General features: G+C 63.1%; 20 protein-coding genes. 8 read left to right on the top strand and 12 right to left on the bottom strand.

The annotated features are described in order from the left end of the window. Positions 1-5: 5 nt before the first annotated feature. From pstB to pstC, 3 genes are read right to left on the bottom strand one after another with little or no spacing between them, the layout of a single operon-like run. Positions 6-833, bottom strand: coding sequence for a phosphate ABC transporter ATP-binding protein PstB (gene pstB, locus HPO_RS12670; RefSeq protein WP_035599378.1), 828 nt, complete (start codon positions 831-833; stop codon positions 6-8). Further along, positions 833-2,410: a phosphate ABC transporter permease PstA gene (gene pstA, locus HPO_RS12665; protein WP_035599375.1), complete on the bottom strand. Its 1,578-nt coding sequence runs from the start codon at positions 2,408-2,410 to the stop codon at positions 833-835. The genes pstB and pstA overlap by 1 nt, the downstream gene beginning before the upstream one ends. After that, positions 2,403-3,818: a phosphate ABC transporter permease subunit PstC gene (gene pstC / locus HPO_RS12660; RefSeq protein ID WP_084324312.1), complete on the bottom strand. Its 1,416-nt coding sequence runs from the start codon at positions 3,816-3,818 to the stop codon at positions 2,403-2,405. The genes pstA and pstC overlap by 8 nt, the downstream gene beginning before the upstream one ends. A 131-nt stretch (positions 3,819-3,949) precedes the next feature. On the opposite strand from pstC, the gene hslV reads away from it, so the two are divergent. The 3 genes from hslV to HPO_RS20725 all read left to right on the top strand — a co-directional run bounded on the left by hslV (position 3,950) and on the right by HPO_RS20725 (position 7,129). Then, positions 3,950-4,507: an ATP-dependent protease subunit HslV gene (gene hslV / locus HPO_RS12655; protein ID WP_035599541.1), complete on the top strand. Its 558-nt coding sequence runs from the start codon at positions 3,950-3,952 to the stop codon at positions 4,505-4,507. Between the two features lie 112 nt (positions 4,508-4,619). Beyond that, positions 4,620-5,924, top strand: a complete 1,305-nt coding sequence (gene hslU, locus HPO_RS12650; RefSeq protein ID WP_035599369.1) for an ATP-dependent protease ATPase subunit HslU — start codon at positions 4,620-4,622, stop codon at positions 5,922-5,924. An 86-nt stretch (positions 5,925-6,010) separates the two neighbouring features. After that, positions 6,011-7,129 carry a baeRF11 domain-containing protein gene (locus HPO_RS20725; protein ID WP_035599366.1) on the top strand — a complete coding sequence of 373 codons (1,119 nt, stop codon included), beginning with the start codon at positions 6,011-6,013 and terminating at the stop codon, positions 7,127-7,129. Between the two features lie 19 nt (positions 7,130-7,148). Here HPO_RS20725 and HPO_RS12640 read toward each other — a convergent pair whose 3' ends face one another. Together HPO_RS12640 and HPO_RS12635 are read right to left on the bottom strand one after the other, a co-directional pair. After that, complete coding sequence (locus HPO_RS12640) at positions 7,149-7,490, bottom strand: winged helix-turn-helix transcriptional regulator (protein WP_035599363.1); 342 nt, start codon at positions 7,488-7,490, stop codon at positions 7,149-7,151. 69 nt (positions 7,491-7,559) lie between these two features. Continuing rightward, a complete protein-coding gene (locus HPO_RS12635; protein WP_157532812.1) occupies positions 7,560-8,558 on the bottom strand; it encodes an adenosine kinase in 999 nt (332 codons plus the stop codon). A 146-nt stretch (positions 8,559-8,704) separates the two neighbouring features. On the opposite strand from HPO_RS12635, the gene HPO_RS12630 reads away from it, so the two are divergent. After that, positions 8,705-9,583 (top strand): ATP-grasp domain-containing protein, encoded by an 879-nt coding sequence (locus HPO_RS12630; protein WP_035599358.1) that lies wholly within the window; start codon positions 8,705-8,707, stop codon positions 9,581-9,583. Here the strand turns inward: HPO_RS12630 and HPO_RS12625 are convergent. From HPO_RS12625 to nth, 3 genes are all read right to left on the bottom strand, one after another. Further along, positions 9,580-9,933, bottom strand: a complete 354-nt coding sequence (locus HPO_RS12625; protein ID WP_035599354.1) for a hypothetical protein — start codon at positions 9,931-9,933, stop codon at positions 9,580-9,582. The two genes, HPO_RS12630 and HPO_RS12625, sit on opposite strands and share 4 nt — an antisense overlap. A gap of 12 nt (positions 9,934-9,945) precedes the next feature. Continuing rightward, positions 9,946-11,616, bottom strand: coding sequence for a S41 family peptidase (locus HPO_RS12620; protein ID WP_051612591.1), 1,671 nt, complete (start codon positions 11,614-11,616; stop codon positions 9,946-9,948). A gap of 61 nt (positions 11,617-11,677) precedes the next feature. Then, the gene (nth, locus tag HPO_RS12615) at positions 11,678-12,442 is read right to left on the bottom strand and encodes an endonuclease III (RefSeq protein ID WP_035599351.1); all 765 of its coding nucleotides are present in this window, start codon (positions 12,440-12,442) and stop codon (positions 11,678-11,680) included. Between the two features lie 72 nt (positions 12,443-12,514). Between nth and HPO_RS12610 the strand changes: the two genes are divergently transcribed. The 4 genes from HPO_RS12610 (at position 12,515) to HPO_RS12595 (ending at position 15,812) form a co-directional block, all read left to right on the top strand. Then, complete coding sequence (locus tag HPO_RS12610; protein WP_162174043.1) at positions 12,515-12,976, top strand: DUF2244 domain-containing protein; 462 nt, start codon at positions 12,515-12,517, stop codon at positions 12,974-12,976. Positions 12,977-13,088: 112 nt separating this feature from the next. Further along, a complete protein-coding gene (locus HPO_RS12605) occupies positions 13,089-14,420 on the top strand; it encodes a cytochrome P450 (protein WP_241767914.1) in 1,332 nt (443 codons plus the stop codon). Positions 14,421-14,482: 62 nt separating this feature from the next. Next, positions 14,483-15,154: a nitroreductase gene (locus HPO_RS12600; protein WP_035599345.1), complete on the top strand. Its 672-nt coding sequence runs from the start codon at positions 14,483-14,485 to the stop codon at positions 15,152-15,154. Between the two features lie 49 nt (positions 15,155-15,203). Beyond that, positions 15,204-15,812, top strand: a complete 609-nt coding sequence (locus HPO_RS12595) for a DUF1287 domain-containing protein (RefSeq protein WP_035599535.1) — start codon at positions 15,204-15,206, stop codon at positions 15,810-15,812. 9 nt (positions 15,813-15,821) lie between these two features. Here HPO_RS12595 and HPO_RS12590 read toward each other — a convergent pair whose 3' ends face one another. Genes HPO_RS12590 through nagZ form a run of 4 tightly spaced genes read right to left on the bottom strand, consistent with a single transcriptional unit; the run spans position 15,822 to position 19,408 of the window. Next, positions 15,822-16,526 (bottom strand): 4'-phosphopantetheinyl transferase family protein, encoded by a 705-nt coding sequence (locus tag HPO_RS12590; RefSeq protein ID WP_051612590.1) that lies wholly within the window; start codon positions 16,524-16,526, stop codon positions 15,822-15,824. Between the two features lie 23 nt (positions 16,527-16,549). Further along, positions 16,550-17,533, bottom strand: coding sequence for an SMC-Scp complex subunit ScpB (gene scpB, locus HPO_RS12585; protein WP_084324318.1), 984 nt, complete (start codon positions 17,531-17,533; stop codon positions 16,550-16,552). Between the two features lie 10 nt (positions 17,534-17,543). After that, complete coding sequence (locus tag HPO_RS12580; RefSeq protein ID WP_035599343.1) at positions 17,544-18,377, bottom strand: segregation and condensation protein A; 834 nt, start codon at positions 18,375-18,377, stop codon at positions 17,544-17,546. Next, positions 18,374-19,408, bottom strand: coding sequence for a beta-N-acetylhexosaminidase (nagZ, locus tag HPO_RS12575; RefSeq protein ID WP_035599529.1), 1,035 nt, complete (start codon positions 19,406-19,408; stop codon positions 18,374-18,376). The genes HPO_RS12580 and nagZ overlap by 4 nt, the downstream gene beginning before the upstream one ends. Position 19,409 lies beyond the last annotated feature (1 nt).

Raw genomic sequence — 19,409 nt, 5'->3', positions numbered from 1 at the left:
CTCCCTCAGCCGAACCGGCCGGTGATATAGTCTTCGGTGCGCTTTTCGCGGGGGTTTGTGAAGATCTGTTCTGTCTCGCCCATCTCGATCAAGTTGCCGAGGTGGAAGAAGGCGGTACGCTGGCTGACGCGGGCAGCCTGCTGCATGGAGTGGGTGACGATGACGATGCAGTAGCGCTTGCGCAGCTCGTCGATCAATTCCTCGATGCGGGCGGTGGCCACGGGATCAAGCGCCGAGCAAGGCTCATCCATCAGGATGACTTCCGGGCGCACGGCAATGGCGCGCGCGATGCAGAGACGCTGCTGCTGGCCGCCCGACAGGCTGGTGCCGGGCGCCTGGAGGCGGTCCTTCACCTCATCCCACAGGCCAGCGCGGCTGAGGGATTTCTCGACGATCGCGTCAAGATCTTCCCGGCTGGTGGCAAGGCCATGGATGCGGGGGCCGTAGGCGATGTTGTCGTAAATCGATTTCGGAAAAGGGTTCGGCTTCTGGAACACCATGCCGACACGTGAGCGAAGCAGCACGGCATCAATCGAGGGATCGTTGATGTCCTGCCCGTCCATCAGGATCTGCCCTTCGACGCGGCAGTTCTCGATGGTGTCGTTCATGCGGTTGAGGCAGCGCAGGAAGGTGGACTTGCCGCAGCCCGAGGGACCGATGAGCGCCGTGACGGCCCGGTCCGGAAAGGACATGGATACGCCATGGATGGCCTGGGTGGCGCCATAGAACACCTTGATGTCCCGGCAATCGATCCGCGGGGCGGCGGCCGGGGGCGCATCGGCAGCGGGGGCCAGCACGGAACCGGCGGCCTGTGGTGTGTGATCGGTATCCATTACCATCTCCGCTCGTACTTTCGTCTCAAGAATACCACCAACCCGTTCATCAGCAAAAGAACAGCAAGGAGGACAACAATCATCGCCGAGGTCATCGGTTCCCAGGCGCGCTCTGCGTTGTTTGCCCAGGTGAAGATCAGCACCGGCATGACGGTGGATTCGTCGGTGGGCCCGGTTGGCACATCGCCGACGAAGGCGACCATGCCGATCAGCAGCAGCGGGGCAGTTTCCCCCAGCGCGCGGGCCATGCCGAGGATGGCGCCGGTGAGAATGCCTGGCGCTGCCAGCGGCACAACATGGTGGAACACCGTCTGCATCTGCGACGCGCCGATGGCCAGCGCGCCCGAGCGCACCGAAGGCGGCACAGCCTTCAGCGCCGCGCGCGAGGCGATGATCACCACCGGGAACGTCATCAGCGCCAGCACAAGACCGCCAACCAGCGGGGCCGAGCGCGGCATGCCGAGGAAGTTGATATAAACCGCCGCGCCGAGCAGACCGAACACAATGGACGGCACAGCGGCGAGGTTATTGATGTTGACCTCGATGAAATCGGTCAGGCGGTTCTTCGGGGCAAACTCTTCCAGATAGACCGCAGCCAGAATACCGATCGGAATGGCGACGAGCGCGGTAACCAGCATCGTGAACAGCGACCCGACGAGCGCCGCAAGGCCGCCGGCAAGTTCGGGATAGGTGGAGTCCGAGTTGGTCAGCAGGCTCCAGCGCGGCACGCGGGAGATGCGGCCCATCTCTTTCAGGGCGAGCGTCCAGGCAATCTGCTGATCGGACACCACGCGCTGGGCTTCGGGCAGAGCGATGAGACGGGCGGTCGCCGGGCTATTGCGGAAGGCGTCGAGCGAACCGGTGAGGAGTTCGAGGCGGGCTGTGCCGGCCTGAACGTCGCGCAGGCGGCCGGTGGCCCCGCCCGCGGTGAGCAGAATTGAGCCCTCATCCATGCTGACGCCATCGGACTGAAGCGATGTCAGCGCCGTGAGGATCGGAGCGAACGCGCCCTGCCCTTCGAGGCCAGCGAAGCCGTCCTCCTGCGCGGTGACAGCCGTGATGGCTCCGATGCGCACCCGGCGCTCCGGAAAGGCCTGGCCCTTCAGATAGAGATCAAGGTCGTCATTGAGCGGCGCGGTGAGCGTGATGTCGTTGCCCACCATCTCGGGCCGGGACGCGACCTTACGCGCAGTCGGCAAGACGGCCAGGCGGGTGATGAATTCGGAAACGGCGGTGCGGCTGGTGCGGTCACGGTCCGCCTCCGGGAAGGTTGTCAGGAGGTTGTCGCGGGCCAGCTCCCAGAAGCCATCCACATTACGGGCGATGTCCTCGGGCGATGTTTCGCCTGGCGGTGTGATGACAGCCGGATCCAGCGTGATGTCATAGCGCACGACATGGTAGGTCGCCGCAGAGACTGCCTGCGAGCCGATGGACAGGACCAGCAGCAGCAGCGCGCCCAAAGCCAGGAAAATGGCGCCGAGCCCGTAGTAACGGAAGCGCACATCGGCGGCGCGGCGGCGCTTGAGGCGCTTGAGCGCTTCAGGCGTGGAGAAAGCGGAGGCGGCCGGATCAGTCATACTTTTCCCGGTATTTCTGGACGACGCGCAGGGCGATCACGTTGAAGAGCAGCGTTACGGCGAAGAGAACGAGGCCGAGCGCAAAGGCGGAGAGTGTCTTGGGATCGTCAAAGCCGGTTTCGCCGGTCATCAGGGAGACGATCTGGACGGTGATGGTGGTGAGGTCAGAGGTCGGGTCCATCGAGATGCGGGCGCTCTTGCCGGCCGCCATCACGACGATCATCGTTTCGCCAATGGCGCGGGAAACCGCCAGCAACAGCGCGGCGATGATGCCCGGAAGCGCTGCAGGCACGACCACATTGCGGACCGTTTCGGACTTGGTGGCGCCCAAGGCATAGGCGCCATCGCGCAGGGTTTGCGGCACGGCGTTGATCACGTCATCCGACAGGGAGGAGACGAACGGAATGACCATGATGCCCATGACGAGACCGGCTGCGAGCGCGCTGGTGGGCTGGGCGGCCAGCAGCGGCTCGCTGGTGAGGCCGACATTGATCAGCGTCTCGTTGATCCAGAGCGCGATGGATCGCACGGCCGGCGCCACAACCAGCAGCGCGAAGAAGCCGTACACCACCGTCGGGATACCGGCGAGGATTTCGAGGATCGGCTTGATCCAGGCGCGCGCTTTGGGCCCGGCATATTCGGAGAGGTAGATCGCGGAGAAGAGGCCGATGGGCGCGGCCACGAACATGGCGATCAGGGCGATCATGAACGTGCCGAAGAACAGCGGCAGGGCGCCGAACTCCGCTTCGGTCTGCGCATTCCAGCGGGTGCCGAAGAGGAAATCCCAGATCGGGATGACGCTGAAGAACTGGATGCTCTCATAGAGGAGCGAGATGACAATGCCGGCGGTGGTGGCGATGGCGACGACCGCGCAGAGGAACAGCACGCCTTCCATACCCCGCTCGACCAGCGAGCGGGCCCGGAAGCTGGCGGCGAGGCGGCGGCGGGCGAACAGAAGCCCCAGGAAGGCGCTGATCCCCATCACGGCCAGCACGCCAATGTTGAGGCCGCCGATGATCTCCAGATAACGATTGGTGACCGCCGTGAAGACGAGATCGGTTCCGGCATAATCGGAAGAACGGGCGGCCAGAGACACCGAGTCGAGATAGGTTTGCAGCTCCGGCGCGGAGAGCAGGTCAAAGGCGGGTGGCAGTTCGCTCGTCAGCTGGCCGCGGGCAAAAGGCTCGGCGCCCACTGCGTAGGCCAGCGCCACCAGAACCGCCGGAACGACAGCCCACATGGCAACGAAATAGCCATGATAATTCGGCCGGGAATGCAGCGCCGGCGCGCCGGAAAGCAGAATGCGCTCGGCGCCGATACGGCCGACAAAAAACGCTACAGACGCAAAGACCGCAATCAGAGCGATCAGTAGCCAGCCCATGGGCAAGTGACCGAGCTGCTGAAGCATGAACTTCCTTCCGGGGGTGATCCGGTGCCCCAAATAGAAGAAGGCCGCGACAGTTATGTGACAATCTTCTGTATTTCCTGCCGCAGTCACCCTCTATTGCGCGCGCCCCTCAAAGACGCCATGTGTTCTGGATGACTAACCCTCAGGATTCAAAGGCCATCTGGCACGGAACGACGGTGCTCGCCGTGCGCAAGAATGGCAAACTCGTGATGCTCAGCGACGGACAGGTGTCGATGGGCCAGACCATAATGAAGGGCAATGCCCGCAAGGTGCGCCGGATTGCCGGCGGGGCGATTCTTGCCGGTTTTGCCGGGGCGACTGCCGATGCGTTCACCCTGTTCGAGCGCCTGGAGGCGAAGCTGGAACGCTTCCCCGACCAGTTGCAACGAGCCGCTGTGGAGCTGGCCAAGGACTGGCGGACGGAGAAATACCTCCAGAAACTTGAAGCCCTGCTGATCGTGGCGGACAAGCACAGCACGCTGGTGATTACCGGGGCGGGCGATGTGCTGGAGCCGGAACATCCGGTCGTGTCCATTGGCTCAGGCGGCAATTATGCGCTGGCAGCGGCCCGCGGCCTCTATGACTATGAGAATGACGCCGAAGTGATCGGCCGCAAGGCGATGCAGATTGCTGCCGATATCTGCGTCTACACCAACAGCCATTTCAGTGTGGAAACGCTGGACGTTTAGGCGCTGGCGAAAAACTCCAACGGTTTCTCCAACGAGACCGCCTCTTTCTTCAATGAACCTCCCTCGGCGCCGCCCTCAGAGGTGCCAGGCAGAGACAGACGAAACGGACTTCATGAAACACCTGACGCCCCGAGAAATCGTTGCCGAACTTGACCGCCACATCGTTGGCCAGAACGCCGCCAAGCGCGCCGTGGCCATTGCCCTGCGCAACCGCTGGCGGCGCAAGCAGGCGCCGGAAAACCTGCGCGGCGAGATCACGCCCAAGAATATCCTGATGATCGGGCCGACGGGCGTGGGCAAGACCGAGGTTTCCCGCCGCCTCGCGCGCCTTGCCAATGCGCCTTTCCTGAAGGTGGAAGCCACGAAGTTCACCGAGGTGGGCTATGTGGGACGGGATGTGGAGCAGATCGTGCGGGATCTGGTGGAGGCAGCCGTTTCCATGATCCGCGAGCAGAAGCGGGCAGGTGTGGAACAGGCCGCGCGCGACAAGGCCGAGGAACGCCTGCTGGACGCCCTCGTCGGCGCCGAAGCACAGGCCTCTACCCGCGAAGTGTTCCGCCGCAAGCTGCGCGCGGGAGAGCTGGACGACAAGGAAGTCGACATCGACTTTGCCGACACGAACAATCCCATGCAGATGCTGGACATCCCCGGACAGGGCGGATCGATGAGCATGATCAATCTGGGCGACATGCTGGGCAAGGCCATGGGAGGGCGCACGCGCCGTGTACGGACGACCGTGCGCGAGGCGGCAAAGCCGCTGGTGACCGAGGAAGCCGACAAGCTGGTGGATGAAGACCAGATCGTGCGCGAGGCGGTTTCGGCTGTGGAGGAAGACGGAATCGTGTTCCTCGACGAGATCGACAAGATTGCCGCGCGCAAGGACCGGGGCGGCGCGGATGTAAGCCGCGAAGGCGTGCAGCGCGACCTCTTGCCCCTGATCGAAGGCACCACCGTTTCGACCAAGCGCGGCGCGGTGAAAACCGATCATATCCTGTTTATCGCTTCGGGCGCGTTTCACGTTTCCAAGCCGTCCGACCTGCTGCCCGAACTGCAGGGGCGGTTGCCGATCCGGGTGGAATTGGAGCCGCTGACGCGGGACGACCTGCGCCGCATCCTGGTGGAACCGCAGGCGAGCCTCATCCGCCAGTATGAAGCGCTGATGGCAGCCGAAAACGTGACCCTGACCTTTGAGGACGCCGCCATCGACCGGATCGCGGACCTTGCCGAAGCGGTGAACAAGACCATCGAGAATATCGGTGCCCGCCGCCTGCAGACGATCCTCGAGCGCCTGCTGGATGAAATCAGCTTCGACGCTCCGGACAAGGCCGGCGAGACCTTTGTGATCACGGCGAGCTATGTGGACGAAAAAGTCAGCACGCTGGCGGGGAATGCGGACCTCTCGAAGTTTATCCTCTAGGCCGATCCGTAGTTTTCCTTATTGAGAGGCGTCCCCTTCGGAATGAACTGTTCTCACGTTGAAGCAGATCAACGGGAGGCCTTGTCATGCTGTATGTGGATACCCCAACCCCTCAGGATATTGCCCGGCTGAATGCCGCGCGCGGGGATGTGTGCATCTCCATCTATGTACCGACGACCCCGCTGACCCAGCGCATTGGGGAAGCGCGGCTGAAATTCCGTCATCTGATCAGTGAAGCGGCCGATCAGGCGCGCGCAGCGGGCCACGCCAAGCGGGAAGTCGGCCTCGCCGAGATCGCCCTGCTGCACCTTGCCGAGGACGACCATTTCTGGCGCGTGCAGGCAAACAGCCTGGCTGTATTTGCCACCCCTTCAGGCGTAACCAGCTTCCGGCTGGCCAACAAGCTGGCGCCCTCAACGGAGGTGGCCGACCGGTTTCACCTGCTGCCGCTCATGCGCGCGGTGACCTTTCCGCACGAAGCGTTTGTTCTGGCGCTGTCTGAGAAAGGCGTGCGGCTGGTGCAGGTGTTTTCCGACATGCCGGCAAAGAAGGTGAAGGTGCCGGGCCTGCCGAAGGACGCGGCAAGCCATGCGGGCAAAACGACGATCAACGACAAATCTTCCTTCACCCGGATTCATGGCGAGGAAGGACAGCGGATCCGTCACCTCTCATACCTGCGGGCGATTGATGCGGCCCTGCGCCCCATCCTGGCGGGACGGGATACGCCGCTGATCGTCGCCGCTGTTGATCCGCTGGCGCATCTCTATCCGCATGTGAATACCTATCACCGGATGGCGCATGACCAGATCCGCGTCAGCCCGGACGCCGTGAAAGACAATGAGCTGGCACGCCTCTCCGTACCGGTTCTGGATGGTGTGTATGCTGAAGACCTGTTCAAGGCAGCGCAGGTGTTCGAGCAGCATTCCTCAAACGGCCGGACGGCAACCGACCTGACCGATGTGGCCCGCGCCGCGACCTATGGAGCGGTGGACACGCTGTTTGCAGATATGAACGACACCCGCCCCGGCCTGATTGACGACAAGGGCCATGTGACCTTCGCCAAGGCGGATACGGCAGACAACTACCGGCTGGTGGATGAAGTGGCGCGCCGGGTGATCGTCAATGGCGGCAAGGTGTTTGCCGTGCGCGCCGGCGAAGTTCCCGGCGGGCGCTCGGTGGGCGCTATCCTGCGCTATCCGGTTTGATGCCGGGCGGCCCCGGCGGTCAGCCTTCCAGGGCGGCGCGGCGGATGGGCAGGTGTTTCTTGCCCCATTCCTTCATGATCGTCAGGGCGGGGCGCAGCTCCTCGCCCTTGGCGGTCAGCACATAATCGTAGCGTTTTGGCGAAGTGGAATAGGCGCGGCGCTCCAGGATACCCACTTCGACCAGGCGTTTGAGCCGGTCTGCCAGGATATGCCGGGTCATGCCCCCTGACTCGGCAAACTCCTCGAACTTGGTTTTGCCGAGGAAACAATCCCGCAGGATCAGCAGAGTCCAACGGTCTCCAACGACGGACAGGGTCCGCGCGACCGGGCACCAGTTATCGTTCAGTTCTGACCATTTCATGCGGCAACTGTACCGCAGATAAACGAAAGTTCCAGAAAGAAACGCTAGGTTTCAGGAATAATCCGTACCCTAAACCCGAATACCGGCGGCTTCGGCCAGATCGCTGTAGGAGACGGCGGGGCGCGGGCCGATATGACCGATCACTTCAGCCGCCGCGATATGGCCAAGACGCGCGCAGGTGGCGAGCGGCAGGCCGCGGGCCACACCAAAGAGGAAACCAGCGGCATACTGATCGCCCGCTCCGGTGGTATCGACTACAGCGTCCACAGGCTCAGCCGGGATCATGATCGGATCGCCATCGCCGAACACGATGGAGCCTTTCTCGCTCCGGGTAACCGCCGCGACCGCACAATCGGCGTGCAGCGCCTTCAGGGCCGCATCGAAATCTTCGGTTTCGTAAAGTGAGAGAAGCTCAGCTTCATTGGCGAACACGATGTCGGCAAAACCCTTCACGAGGTGGCGGAAGCTGGCCCGGTGCCGGTCAACGCAGAACTTGTCGGACAGGGTGACGGCGACCTTGCGGCCGGCCGCCTTGGCAATCTCGGCGGCATGAACGAAGGCTTCCTTGGCCTCGTCGCGGTCAAACAGATAGCCTTCAAGATAAAGGATCTGCCCGCTGCGCACGAGGTCGGCATCGACATCTTCCTTCGAGAAGAGGACCGAAGCCCCGAGGAAGGTGTTCATGGAACGGTGGCCGTCATCGGTGACGAAGATGATCGAGCGGGCCGTTGCCGGGCCCTCTTCCAGCGGGCGCGTGTGGAAGGGCACGCCAGCCTTCATCATCTCGCGCATGAACTGGTGGCCGAGCTCATCGTTGGAGATCTTGCCGATATAGGCTGCCTTGCCGCCGAAGCTGGAGAGGCCGGCGATCGTGTTGGCGCCCGAGCCACCCGAGGTGATCACCGCATCTTTTGCCAGCCCCGTCAGCTCTTCGGCGCGCGGTTCCTCGATCAGCTGCATGACGTCCTTGTGGATGCCATGGCGGGTGAGGAACGCATCGTCTGCGCGGGCAAGAACGTCCACGATCGCATTACCGAGGCCGACGACGTCGAATTTTGCTGCGGTCACTGGGGGCGGCTCCTCGAAATTCATTAAAACTCAGGCGTTCCGCGCCTTGCCAGACACAGCCCGTGGACACAAGACCCGCAGGCCGCTAGAGCGCAGCGCAGGCCGGGGCCTGCCCCTTTCTCCAGCGAAAACGATCTGTCCCTCCCATGAAAAAAGTCGCCTATCTTGCCAGCCGTGTTACCATTCCGGGCTCCATGATCCGCCGGACGGATGCTTTCGAGCATGACTTCATGATGGACGCCCTGCGCAGCCCTTTCCGCGCGCGCGGCCTGGAAGTGGTGGATGTGTGCTGGGACGACCCGAAGGTGGACTGGACCCAGTTTGAGGCCGCCATCATCGGCACAACCTGGGACTATTGGGATCGCCTCGAGGAATTCCTCGCCGCGCTGGACGCCATCGGCAAACAGACGCGGCTCTATAATCCGGCAGACCTCGTGCGCTGGAATTCCCGCAAGACCTATCTGCGCGATCTGGAAGCCAAGGGCGCCAGGCTGATCCCGACACTCTGGCTCGACACATGCGGGGAGGCCGAAGCGAAGGCCGCGTTCGATGCGCTGGGCGCGGATACGGTTGTGTTCAAGCGGCAGGTGGGCGCGGGCGCCAAGGACCAGCACAAGCTGAGCCGGGGCGAGGCAATCCCGCAAATGAAACATCCGATGATGGCGCAGCCCTTCCTGCCGATGATCCAGAAGGAGGGCGAGCTTTCCTTCATCTTCATCGACGGGGAATTCTGCCATGCGCTGATCAAGCGCGCGCAGCCGGGCGACTATCGCATCCAGTCAAGCTATGGCGGGCGGGAGGAAGTGCTGCATCCGTCTGCGGACGATCTTGCTGCCGCGCGCGCCATTCTGAGTGCGCTGGATGAGGCGCCGCTCTATGGCCGCGTCGACATGCTGCGCGGGGAAGATGGCGCCTTGCTGCTGATGGAACTGGAAGTGATTGAGCCCTACCTCTACCCCAAGGAAGGGCCAGGCTTGGGCGAGCGGATGGCGGCGGCCGTGGCGAAACGGATCGGCGCCGCCTAATTCGCTTCGACCGGCGTGCAGGCAATGCCCGTCAGCGGGAACATTTCCCCGCTCTGGCGTTCGCGGACATAGCAGTCCCCGTCCATCAGGACGATGTCGAAGATGGTCGGCATGGCGGGGCTGTTGCCTTCCAGGGGCCCCGGCCTGGGGGGCAGCACGGAAATGACCGACTCCTTTGTCAGGTCTCCGGGGCCGAGCTGGATCTGGGCGCGGTCGACCGCGGCGGCGAGAACGCCGGTCAGAACCGAGAGGGTTTCCGGAGAGGCGTCTGTCAGCGTCGCAGGCTGGGGCGAGGACTGGCAGGCCGCAATGCCGGCCAGCATGGAAATACTCAGGACACGGTATTTCATGACACCTAACTCCTATCTGCCATGGGGCATGGTCATGTCGCGGTTCGTTTCAAGCGTGGAGGGCGATGGCGGCCGCAGGGGGATGCCCCCGGAACCAGCGCTGCCATTCGCACTCGCCACAGCCGTGGTCGCCTGAGCGGATACCGCCGGGCAGGCCAGCGACCCGCGATAGCTCAGCGCAGCCGCCAGCAGGCGCTCGTTTTCATCGCCCAGCTCGCGCGAGAGGTCGTCGCTCACCTGGCAACCTGGAAGGCGCACGCCAAAGGAAGCGGCCGAATTGTTCGGAATGAAGCCGTCGGCATAATCCCCAAACCCCTGCCCGTTCACGCCCTGGAACTGGATGGTGTAGTAGGTCTCGCCGCAATTGTCCGTGGGATAGAAACCGAAAGGCTTTCCGCAGGTGGTGTTGCCGATGAGGATCACTTCCACGCCAATGCCGCGCAGGCCGTTCACCACAGCCTCGCTGGCGCTGCAGGTGGACCCCGTAGACAGGACAAAGACACGCGGCAGGTTGAGCGATGGCAGCGGCGTTCCATCCGGCACCGTGAAACCGACGCCTGTTGAATAGAACGGGATCGGATTATTGACTGCCCCGGTTACAGGATTGCGGTTTCCGGCGGCGGCATTGAAACGGAGCTGCTCAAACACCTGATTGCGCGTGCGTGTTTCGCCGGCGATCATGTAGCTGAGCTGGGACGCCACGGCGAGGAGGCCGCCCCCATTGTAGCGCAGGTCCAGCACCAGATCGCTGACACCCGCCGTCTGCATGGCCGCCATGGCATCGTAGATGTCGCGCTCACTGGCATAGGGGCTGAACGTGTTGAACAGGATATACCCGACATTGCCGGTGGGCGTGCTGATGATCCGGGTACGGTTGACGGGCTTGGAAGACAGGTTCACCGATGTGAGCGACACAGTGCGGGTTGCGCCGTCTGGGTCTTCCACGGTGAAGCTGTTCGTCAGGCCGGGCGTGGACGGAAACAGGGCAGCATTCAGCTGGTTGATGTCGGAGGGCGAATTCGTGCTCACCAGATCAATGCCGTTGATCCGGAGGATGCGTGAGCCACGCTCGAAATTCGGTTGGCCGCTGACCATTGTGGAAGCCGGCGAGTTCGGCTCTGTATACCGGATACGGAAATCGCGCGGGGGCGTTGTCGAGAACGCAATATAGCTGGCCCCGTAGGTCGCCGTGGGCGCAGCATTGCGGGCGGCCAGATATTCCTCCGTAGGCTCACTGAAATGGAAATCGTCTTTCTCCTTGCCCGACGGGGTGGTGGCAAAGGTGCGCAACACGGCGAAATAATCCAGCCGGTTGGTGAAGTTCGCCGGATTCCGGTCGGTTACTTCAGTGTTCCAGAGATAGGTCTCGTTGGTCCATGAGCGCAGCCAGAAACGCTCTTCCAGCGCGGTGCCCTGTACATCGGGATAGGTGTTGCCTTCGATGTCCCGGCCGACGCGGCGGACCTCGCAGCGGTTCTTGAACGTGCTGGCGGGCTGATAGACGCCCTGCGTCCAGGTTGGCCCGGCAACCGGCGGAGGCGGTGGTGGCGGTGAAGCAGCGCCGCCCCCACTGCTGCCACCGCCACCGCCTCCACAGGCCGATAACCAGACGGGCATGCCAAGGGTCAGCAAGGCGAGCGCCAACGCTTTCATGGAACCAGCCTTGGTGAGCCTGTTACGCATGGCATTCTTCCCTCTCGATACCCTTTGGAAAAGGTTTGCCGAGCCGGACGCCAACGTCAATTCATATTGCGCCTGAAGGTGGTTTACGGGGTTTTTTCGGCCCCAGCGCCGCGCGGGCGGCCGGGTCTGGCGTCTTCGGCTTGAAGGCACAGAGATCGGCGATCACACAATGCCAGCATTCGGGTGTGCGCGCCTTGCAGACATAGCGCCCGTGCAGGATCAGCCAGTGATGGGCGCCCTTCTTGAATTCGAGCGGCGTGATGCGCTCAAGGCCCGCCTCGACATGATCGGGCGTTTTGCCCGGCGCGAGCCCCGTTCTGTTGGAAACGCGGAAAATATGGGTGTCGACAGCAATGGTCGGCTCGCCAAAGGCTTCGTTCATCACGACATTCGCCGTCTTGCGGCCGACGCCCGGCAGGGTGGTCAGCTCATCGCGGGTGCGCGGCACCTCGCCCCCGAACTCGTCGAGGATCTTCTGGCTGAGCGCGATGACGTTCTTTGCCTTGTTGCGCCAGAGCCCGATGGTCTTGATGTAACCGGCGACGCCCGCTTCCCCCAGCGCAAGCATTTTCTCCGGTGTATCCGCGACCGCAAACAGCTTGCGCGTGGCCTTGTTCACGCCAACGTCTGTGGCCTGCGCCGAGAGGGCGACGGCCACCAGCAATGTAAACGGATTGACGAACTCCAGCTCGGTGCGCGGATCGGGCCGGTCTGCAGCCAGCGCGGCGAACAGTTCGGCCGCCTTGGCACGGGTGAATTTCGAGCGCGGGGCGGCGCGGGCGGTCTTTTTGGCGGGTTTGGCAGCATCTGGCATGATGTGAGGCATAGAGCGCCCTTTTCCCGGCGCAAGGGCGTGTTATCTCTTCAACGTATGCTTCCCGCAGAAGAAACGGTTTACATGGACGCGGTGCTGACGCCCAACCGGTCGCTCAGCCGGCAGGGCTTTATCATTGCCATGGCCGCCATCGCCTTCACCTTTTTTATGACCGGGCTGATGTTCTGGTCGATGGGGGCCGGGCCTATCCTGGGCTTCATGGGGCTGGACATTGCCGCCATCTGGCTGGCTTTCCACATCTCCTACAAGCGGCAGCGGGAAGAAACCCGCGTGACCGTAACCGCCCGAGCCATCCACCTGCATCACAAGGATGCCAAAGGCCGGGAAAAGCACGCAGAAGTACCCTCTGCCTTTGCCCGGGTGGAGCTGGAAGAGCCTGCCGGGCCGACCAGCTGGCTGCGAATCGAGCATGGCAAAACCGCCTGGATCATTGGCCGTTTCCTGACGCCGACAGAGCGGAGTTCCTTCGCCGAAGCCCTCCGCCAGGCCCTTCTGGCGGCCCGAGCCGAGCGCCATCCTGCCTGAACCGCAAAAAAATGACGCAAGCGTCATGGTTTTTTCAAAAAGCCTGTGTTAAAACTTTCCCCAGCGACGCGATACGCCCCGCCAAGAGGGTGGGATTCCTGGAGGATTGAATATGGCCGCCGACACCGTTTCTTTCGTCAATCACCCCGCGCTTCAGCGCCCGAAGGTGACGGAGCGCGAACCGCTCCATCCACACAACTACCGCTTCGGGGCAGAGATTCCCCCCGCTTCGGAGGTCGATCTGACGACGCTCGACCTGATCGATGGCGAGCTGTGGCGCCAGGGCAAATACTGGGACCGCTTCGAGCGCCTGCGTAATGAAGACCCGGTTCACTATTGCCCGGACAGCTTCCCCGGCCCGTTCTGGTCGATCACCCGCTATGACGACGTGATGGCGATCGACACCGATCACAAACGCTTCTCCTCCAGCTGGGAATATGGCGGCATCACACTGGGCTCGCCGATCAGCGACTTTGAAATGCCGATGTTCATCGCGATGGACGAACCGCGCCACTCCGAGCAGCGCAAGACCGTTCAGCCCGCCGTCGCGCCGGACATGCTGAAGGTCTACGAGCCGCTGATCCGCTCGCGCACCCAAGGTCTGCTCGACAGCCTGCCCGTCAACGAGCCGTTCGACTGGGTGGACAAGGTTTCCGTTGAGCTGACCACGATGATGCTGGCCACGCTGTTCGACTATCCGTTCGAGCGCCGCCGCGACCTGACGCACTGGTCTGACGTGGCCACCGGCATGCACAATCCCGACATCTGCCCTGGCGGTGAGGAAGAGTGGAAAGCCACGATGATGAACTGTCTGATGACGTTCATGGGCATCTTCCAGGAACGCCAGCAACAGCCGCTGAAGCCGGACCTGATGAGCCTTCTGGCCCATGGCGAGAAGACGAAGAACATGACGCCGATGGAACTGCTCGGCAACGTCATCCTGCTGATCGTGGGCGGCAACGACACGACCCGCAACTCGATGACCGCCTCGGTCTATGCGCTCAACAAGTTCCCGAAGGAATACGAGAAGCTGAAGGCTGATCCGTCGATCATTCCGAACATGGTTTCCGAGACGATCCGCTGGCAGACGCCGCTCGCCTATATGCGCCGCACCGCGCTGGAAGATGTCGAGATGCACGGCAAGACCATCAAGAAAGGCGACCAGGTTGCCATGTGGTATGCCTCGGCCAACCGGGACGAGCGTTTCTGGGACAAGCCGAACGAGTATATCATCGACCGTCCGGAAGCCCGCCGCCACATCTCCTTCGGCTTCGGCATCCACCGCTGCGTGGGCAACCGCTTGGCCGAGCTGCAGCTGCGCATTCTCTGGGAAGAGCTCATGGAGCGGTTCGAGCATGTCGAAGTGCTGGCCGAACCGTCGCTGAACCAGAACGCCTTCGTGAAGGGCTACACCTGGATGCCGGTCGTGCTTCACCCGAAGTAAGGCTTGGCGACCGCCACGGCACCTGATTAGACCTCCTGTCAGATCTGACAGGAGGTTTTTTCATGGACGTTACCCAAGCCGTCGAGCAACGGATTTCCACGCGCGGGTTCCTGCCCGATGCCCTGCCGCTGGAAGACATCAAAGCCTGGCTGACGACAGCCCAGCGCGCGCCTTCGGGCGGCAATACTCAGCCCTGGCGTGTCATCGTCGTCACCGGCGCGGAGAAGGACAAGGTGATCGAGATCGCCCAGGCCAAGCTCGCCACCAATCCTGCCGGCGAACCCACCGACCGGCCGATCTATCCCAAGGGCCTTTGGGAACCCCACGAAGCGCGCCGCCGCCGCGTCGGCGAGATGCTGTATGAAGCCCTCGAGATTCCGCGCGAGGACAAGGCCGGGCGCCTGCGCTGGTTTGCCAACAATTTCCGTTTCTTCGGCGCACCGGTGGCGGTGTTCCTCGTCATCGACGAGCGGATGGGCCATGGCCAATGGGGCCATGCCGGCATGTATCTGCAGACGCTTGCCCTGTTGGCTGAAGAGCGCGGCTGGGGCACCTGTTTCCAGGAATGCTGGGGCATCCTGCGCCCGACGCTGAAAGAACATTTCGGCCTTGGGCCGACGGAAATGGTCTGGTGCGGCGTGGCCGTGGGCAAGCCGGACCCGAACGAGAAGGCCAATACGCTGCGCGCCGAGCGCGCGCCGCTGGAAGAAGTCGCCGAATTTCGCGGGTTCTAGCCGCGCCTTCGCCTAATTCCTGCCGCAAGGGCGCGGTTTGATCCGTATCATGATCACGCGCCGCGCCCTTCTGGCTACGGGCCTTGCCCTGCCCTTGCTGCCTGCAGCAGGATTTGCCGAGCCGGCACGAGACTGGACGGACAAACTGCTGCGCGCCGCCCGCACGCAGATCGGCGTGACGACCGGCTACGATCCGGCGTATGTGACGCTGGACTATCCCGGCGGCGATGTGCCCCGCAAAACCGGCGTGTGTACGGATGTTGTCATCCGCGCCTATCGCGACGCGTTCGATATGGACCTGCAGCAGCTGGTGCATGTGGACATGAAAGCGAACTTCTCAAGCTATCCGAGAACATGGGGGCTCGCCCGCGCTGACCGGAACATCGACCATCGCCGCGTGCCCAATCTGGAGCGCTATTTCACCCGGCAGGGCCTGAAACGCGAAGCGCCGGGGCGGCGGGAAGACTGGCAAGCGGGCGACCTTGTGACGATGCGCCTTGGCGGGCGCCTGCCCCATATCGCGATCTTCTCAGGGTATGATCCGCTTACGGATCGTGCGCTCTACATCCACAATATTGGTGGGGGCACGCGGGAGGAAGAAATCCGCACCGACTATGACAGCCCAATGCGCTTCCGCTTTCCGCCGCCCGAGGCCTGAGCAGGGCCGTTACTCCCCGAAGGACCAGGACTGAAGGTTGAGGCGCAGCGGCCTCTGCGTTCTGACGGCAACAGCGCCCGCAAATCCCTCTGCGGGGCGGAAGGCAGCGAGTTGCCAGGCCTGAGTGTCTTCATCCTTCCAGTCAGCGGAGACAAGACGCGGCGTTTCTGGCCGGGAGATGTCGATAGTAAAACTTCGTCCGGAGACCGAAAGCCCGGTGCCGAGCGCTTTGAGAACCGCTTCCTTTGCCGTCCAGTAGCGATAGAAAACCACCGCGCGGGCGTCTTCCGGCGCTGCCTCCAGCGCCGCGATCTCCGTCTTCGAGAACACCATCCCTGCCACGCCTTCGGGCAACGCCTTGATCCGCTCCACATCAACCCCGACGGCGGCCTCGCTGACAGAAAAGGCCGCCAGGGCATCGCTGTGACTGAGGTTGAACGAGTGCGGACTATTTCCCCCCGCCAGTTCAGGGCGCCCATGAGGGCCAAGGACAAAGACAGGCGCTTGCGGCGCAACACCGAGCACCGATGCAAGAATACCCCTCATCCCGGCCCGCGCAGCGATCCAGCGGCGCTGAAGCTGCGGTGTTATGAAGGCTGCGGCGCGCTTGCGCTCCTCCGCGGTCAGCCAATCGGAGACCCTGGCCGCCAGAGCCTCATCAATATCAAGGTTCCATGTCCACACATCGACAGACAGGTCACCGTAAGCCGTCACAGAAAGGTTCCTTTCAGCCCGCGCTATTCGTCGTCGCGCCAGGTGTCCATGGGCTGCTGAGGCACGCGCGTTTCCTTGCGCAGGCGCATCACGGCCGCCTTGATGTCCGCGCCGTCGAACTCGTCGACCTCTTCCTGCGTGCGCTCTGGCGCGCGGGTATAGGCGAACACACTGACGGCCCCGTCTTCTTCAAACTCGTCCTCATCGGACGCCTCAGGTTCAGAAGGCGCAACTTCCTCCGCAAGCGGACCTTCCTCGGCGGCCACTTCTTCTTCCGTCACAAAATCCGTGACGAAAGATTCAGTATCAGCCAGTTCGCCCAGATCATTGATGAGCACATCATCTTCGGTCAGCGCTTCCTCATCGGGCATCTGGAAGCCTGCCGGGATCACATCGGAGAGCAGCCCTTCAGCTTCAAGATCAGCCTTGCCGGGCAGCGTATCCAGGCTTTCGAGGCCGAAATGCTCGAGAAACTTGTCGGTCGTGCCATAGCAGATCGGCAGGCCCGGCGTCTTGCGGCGCCCGCGCGTGCGCACCCAGCCGGTTTCCAGAAGCGTATCAATCACGGTCTTGGCAACAGCGACGCCGCGCACGGCCTCGATCTCCGCGCGCGTCACCGGCTGGCCATAAGCGATGATGGCGAGCGTTTCCAGGGCGGCCTGGCCCAGCTTTTTCTGAACCTGACGCTCTTCCACGAACAGCCAGGAAAGATCCTGCGCCGTCTGGAAGCGCCACTTCCCTGCCACCTCAACAAGGTTCACGCCGCGCTTTGCATAGATGCCGCGCAGCGTCATCAGCACTTCACCAGCTTCGATGCCCTGTGGCAGCACCTGCGCCACCTGCTCGGCCGAGAGCGGCTGGCCAGCAGCAAACAAGACCGCTTCCGCGCGGCGCACGCCTTCGGCAAGCAGCTCTTCGCGGGAGCCCTCAAAGGCAGGCGTCGTCAGGCCAGGAAACTCTGCCTGCGGATCTTCAGAATTTTGAGTGTGCGCGGTGTCGTCAATCATGGCGTCCACCCTACGCTGTTGCCTTGGCCAGCTCCGGCGGGCGGGCGGCGACGCGGCGCATATAGATCGGCGCGAAATGCGTGTCCTGCCGCAGGTCCACTTCCCCGTCGCGCGTCAGCTCCAGCGCAGCAGAGAACACGCTGGCGGTCACCGAGCGTTCGGGCACTTCGGGGTTGATGTCGGTCATCGCGGTGCGGATGTCGGCCAGGCTTGCCCATTGATCGAGTTGCTCGCGCAGGCCGCGCAGCGTCGTGCGCGCCTGTTCGAGCGGCAGGACCAGCTGCTGCTCAATCCGATGCGGACGCTCCTTCTCGCGGCGGTCCCGGATGGTGCCGAGCGCCGTAGAGAGATCGTAGAGCGAGGCGGTATATTCCGTATGCTTCACAACCTTGGGCTGCTCGGTCTCGCCGCGCAGGAACACAACGCGGTCCAGAACCGGCCCGGCTTCCAGTTCTCGCACGGCCTGGCGCATCGCTTCGAGGCGTTTCAGGCGGAAGGACAGGCGCGCGGCCATTTCCTCGCCCGTCGGCTCGTCTTCCTCAAGCGCTTCAGGCTTGGGCAGCAGCAGGCGCGACTTCATGAAGGCAAGCCAGGAGGCCATCAGCAGATAGTCTGCCGCAATATCGATCCGCTTCGTACGCGCATCCTCGACAAAGGCGAGATACTGCTCAGCCAGGCACAGCATGGAAATCTGCAGCAGGTTCACCTTCTGGCGGCGGGCGAGTTCCAGAAGCAGGTGGAGCGGGCCTTCATAGCCGCCGATCTCGACATTGAAGATGTTGACGCCTTCAGCGTCTTCCGCGCCCGCAGACAGGGCATCAATCGAGATCGTTTCGCCGCTCATGCCATGGCTCCCGGCGGGGGGATCAGTTCATGAAACCGCTTCCAGGCAGGCGCCGGCTCAAAAGGCTGGGCCTTCTTCGCGATGGCGTCAGCCGCGGCAGCGCGCACGGCTGCCTTGCCGGAAAGGTGCGGCGCGGCCTTGGCCACTTCGGTCATCTCGGCGAGGATGGCATCGGCCTCCTTCAGGAAGCCCGAACAGTGCAGCAGCACATCGCAGCCCGCCGCGATCGACGCCGCTGCGCGCTCGGTAAGGGTGCCGCCCAACGCCTTCATGCCCAGATCATCCGTCATCAGGAGACCATCAAAGCCGATTCGGCCCCGGATGATGTCCTGAATCATGATCCTCGATACGGTGGCGGCCTTGCCGGGATCATAGGCTTCATAGGCGATGTGGGCCGTCATCGCCATCGGCGCATCGGCGACGCGGGCGAAGGCGTCGAAATCCTTGGCGAGTTCGTTCTGACCAGCCGTCACGCGGGGCAGTTCCAAATGACTGTCAGCCACCGAGCGGCCATGACCGGGAATGTGCTTGATGACGCCCGCAACGCCGCCAGCGGTGAGGCCGTCGAGGGCGGCGCGGGCAAGGTCTGCGGCCTGCTCGGGCTCTGTGCCGAAGGCCCGGTCCCCGATCACGTCATGCGCGCCGGGCACCGGCAGGTCGACGACCGGGGAGCAATCAGCATGGATGGAAAGCGCAGCCAGCTCGGATGCGATCAGGCGGTGGCCGAGCCATGTGGCCTCGCGGCCGAGCGCCTTGTCCTGCTGATAAAGCGCGGCATAGTCGGCACCACGCGGGAACAGCGGCCATTCAGGCGCCTTCAGGCGGGCCACGCGGCCGCCTTCCTGGTCGATGAAGATCAGCGTTTCGCGGCCTGTGGCGGTCCAGATATCTGCTACCAGCCGGCGCACCTGCATCCGCGACACGCAGGAGCGCCCCATCAGGATCACGGCCCACGGGTTTTCAGCTGCAAAGAGCGCAGCTTCGCCGGGGGTCAACTCCGGACCCGATACGCTGAGAATGCAGGCTTTCACC

The sequence above is a fragment of the Hyphomonas polymorpha PS728 genome (assembly GCF_000685315.1).
Taxonomy (GTDB): Bacteria; Pseudomonadota; Alphaproteobacteria; order Caulobacterales; family Hyphomonadaceae; genus Hyphomonas; species Hyphomonas polymorpha.
This window is presented reverse-complemented; position numbering and strand designations above follow the sequence as displayed.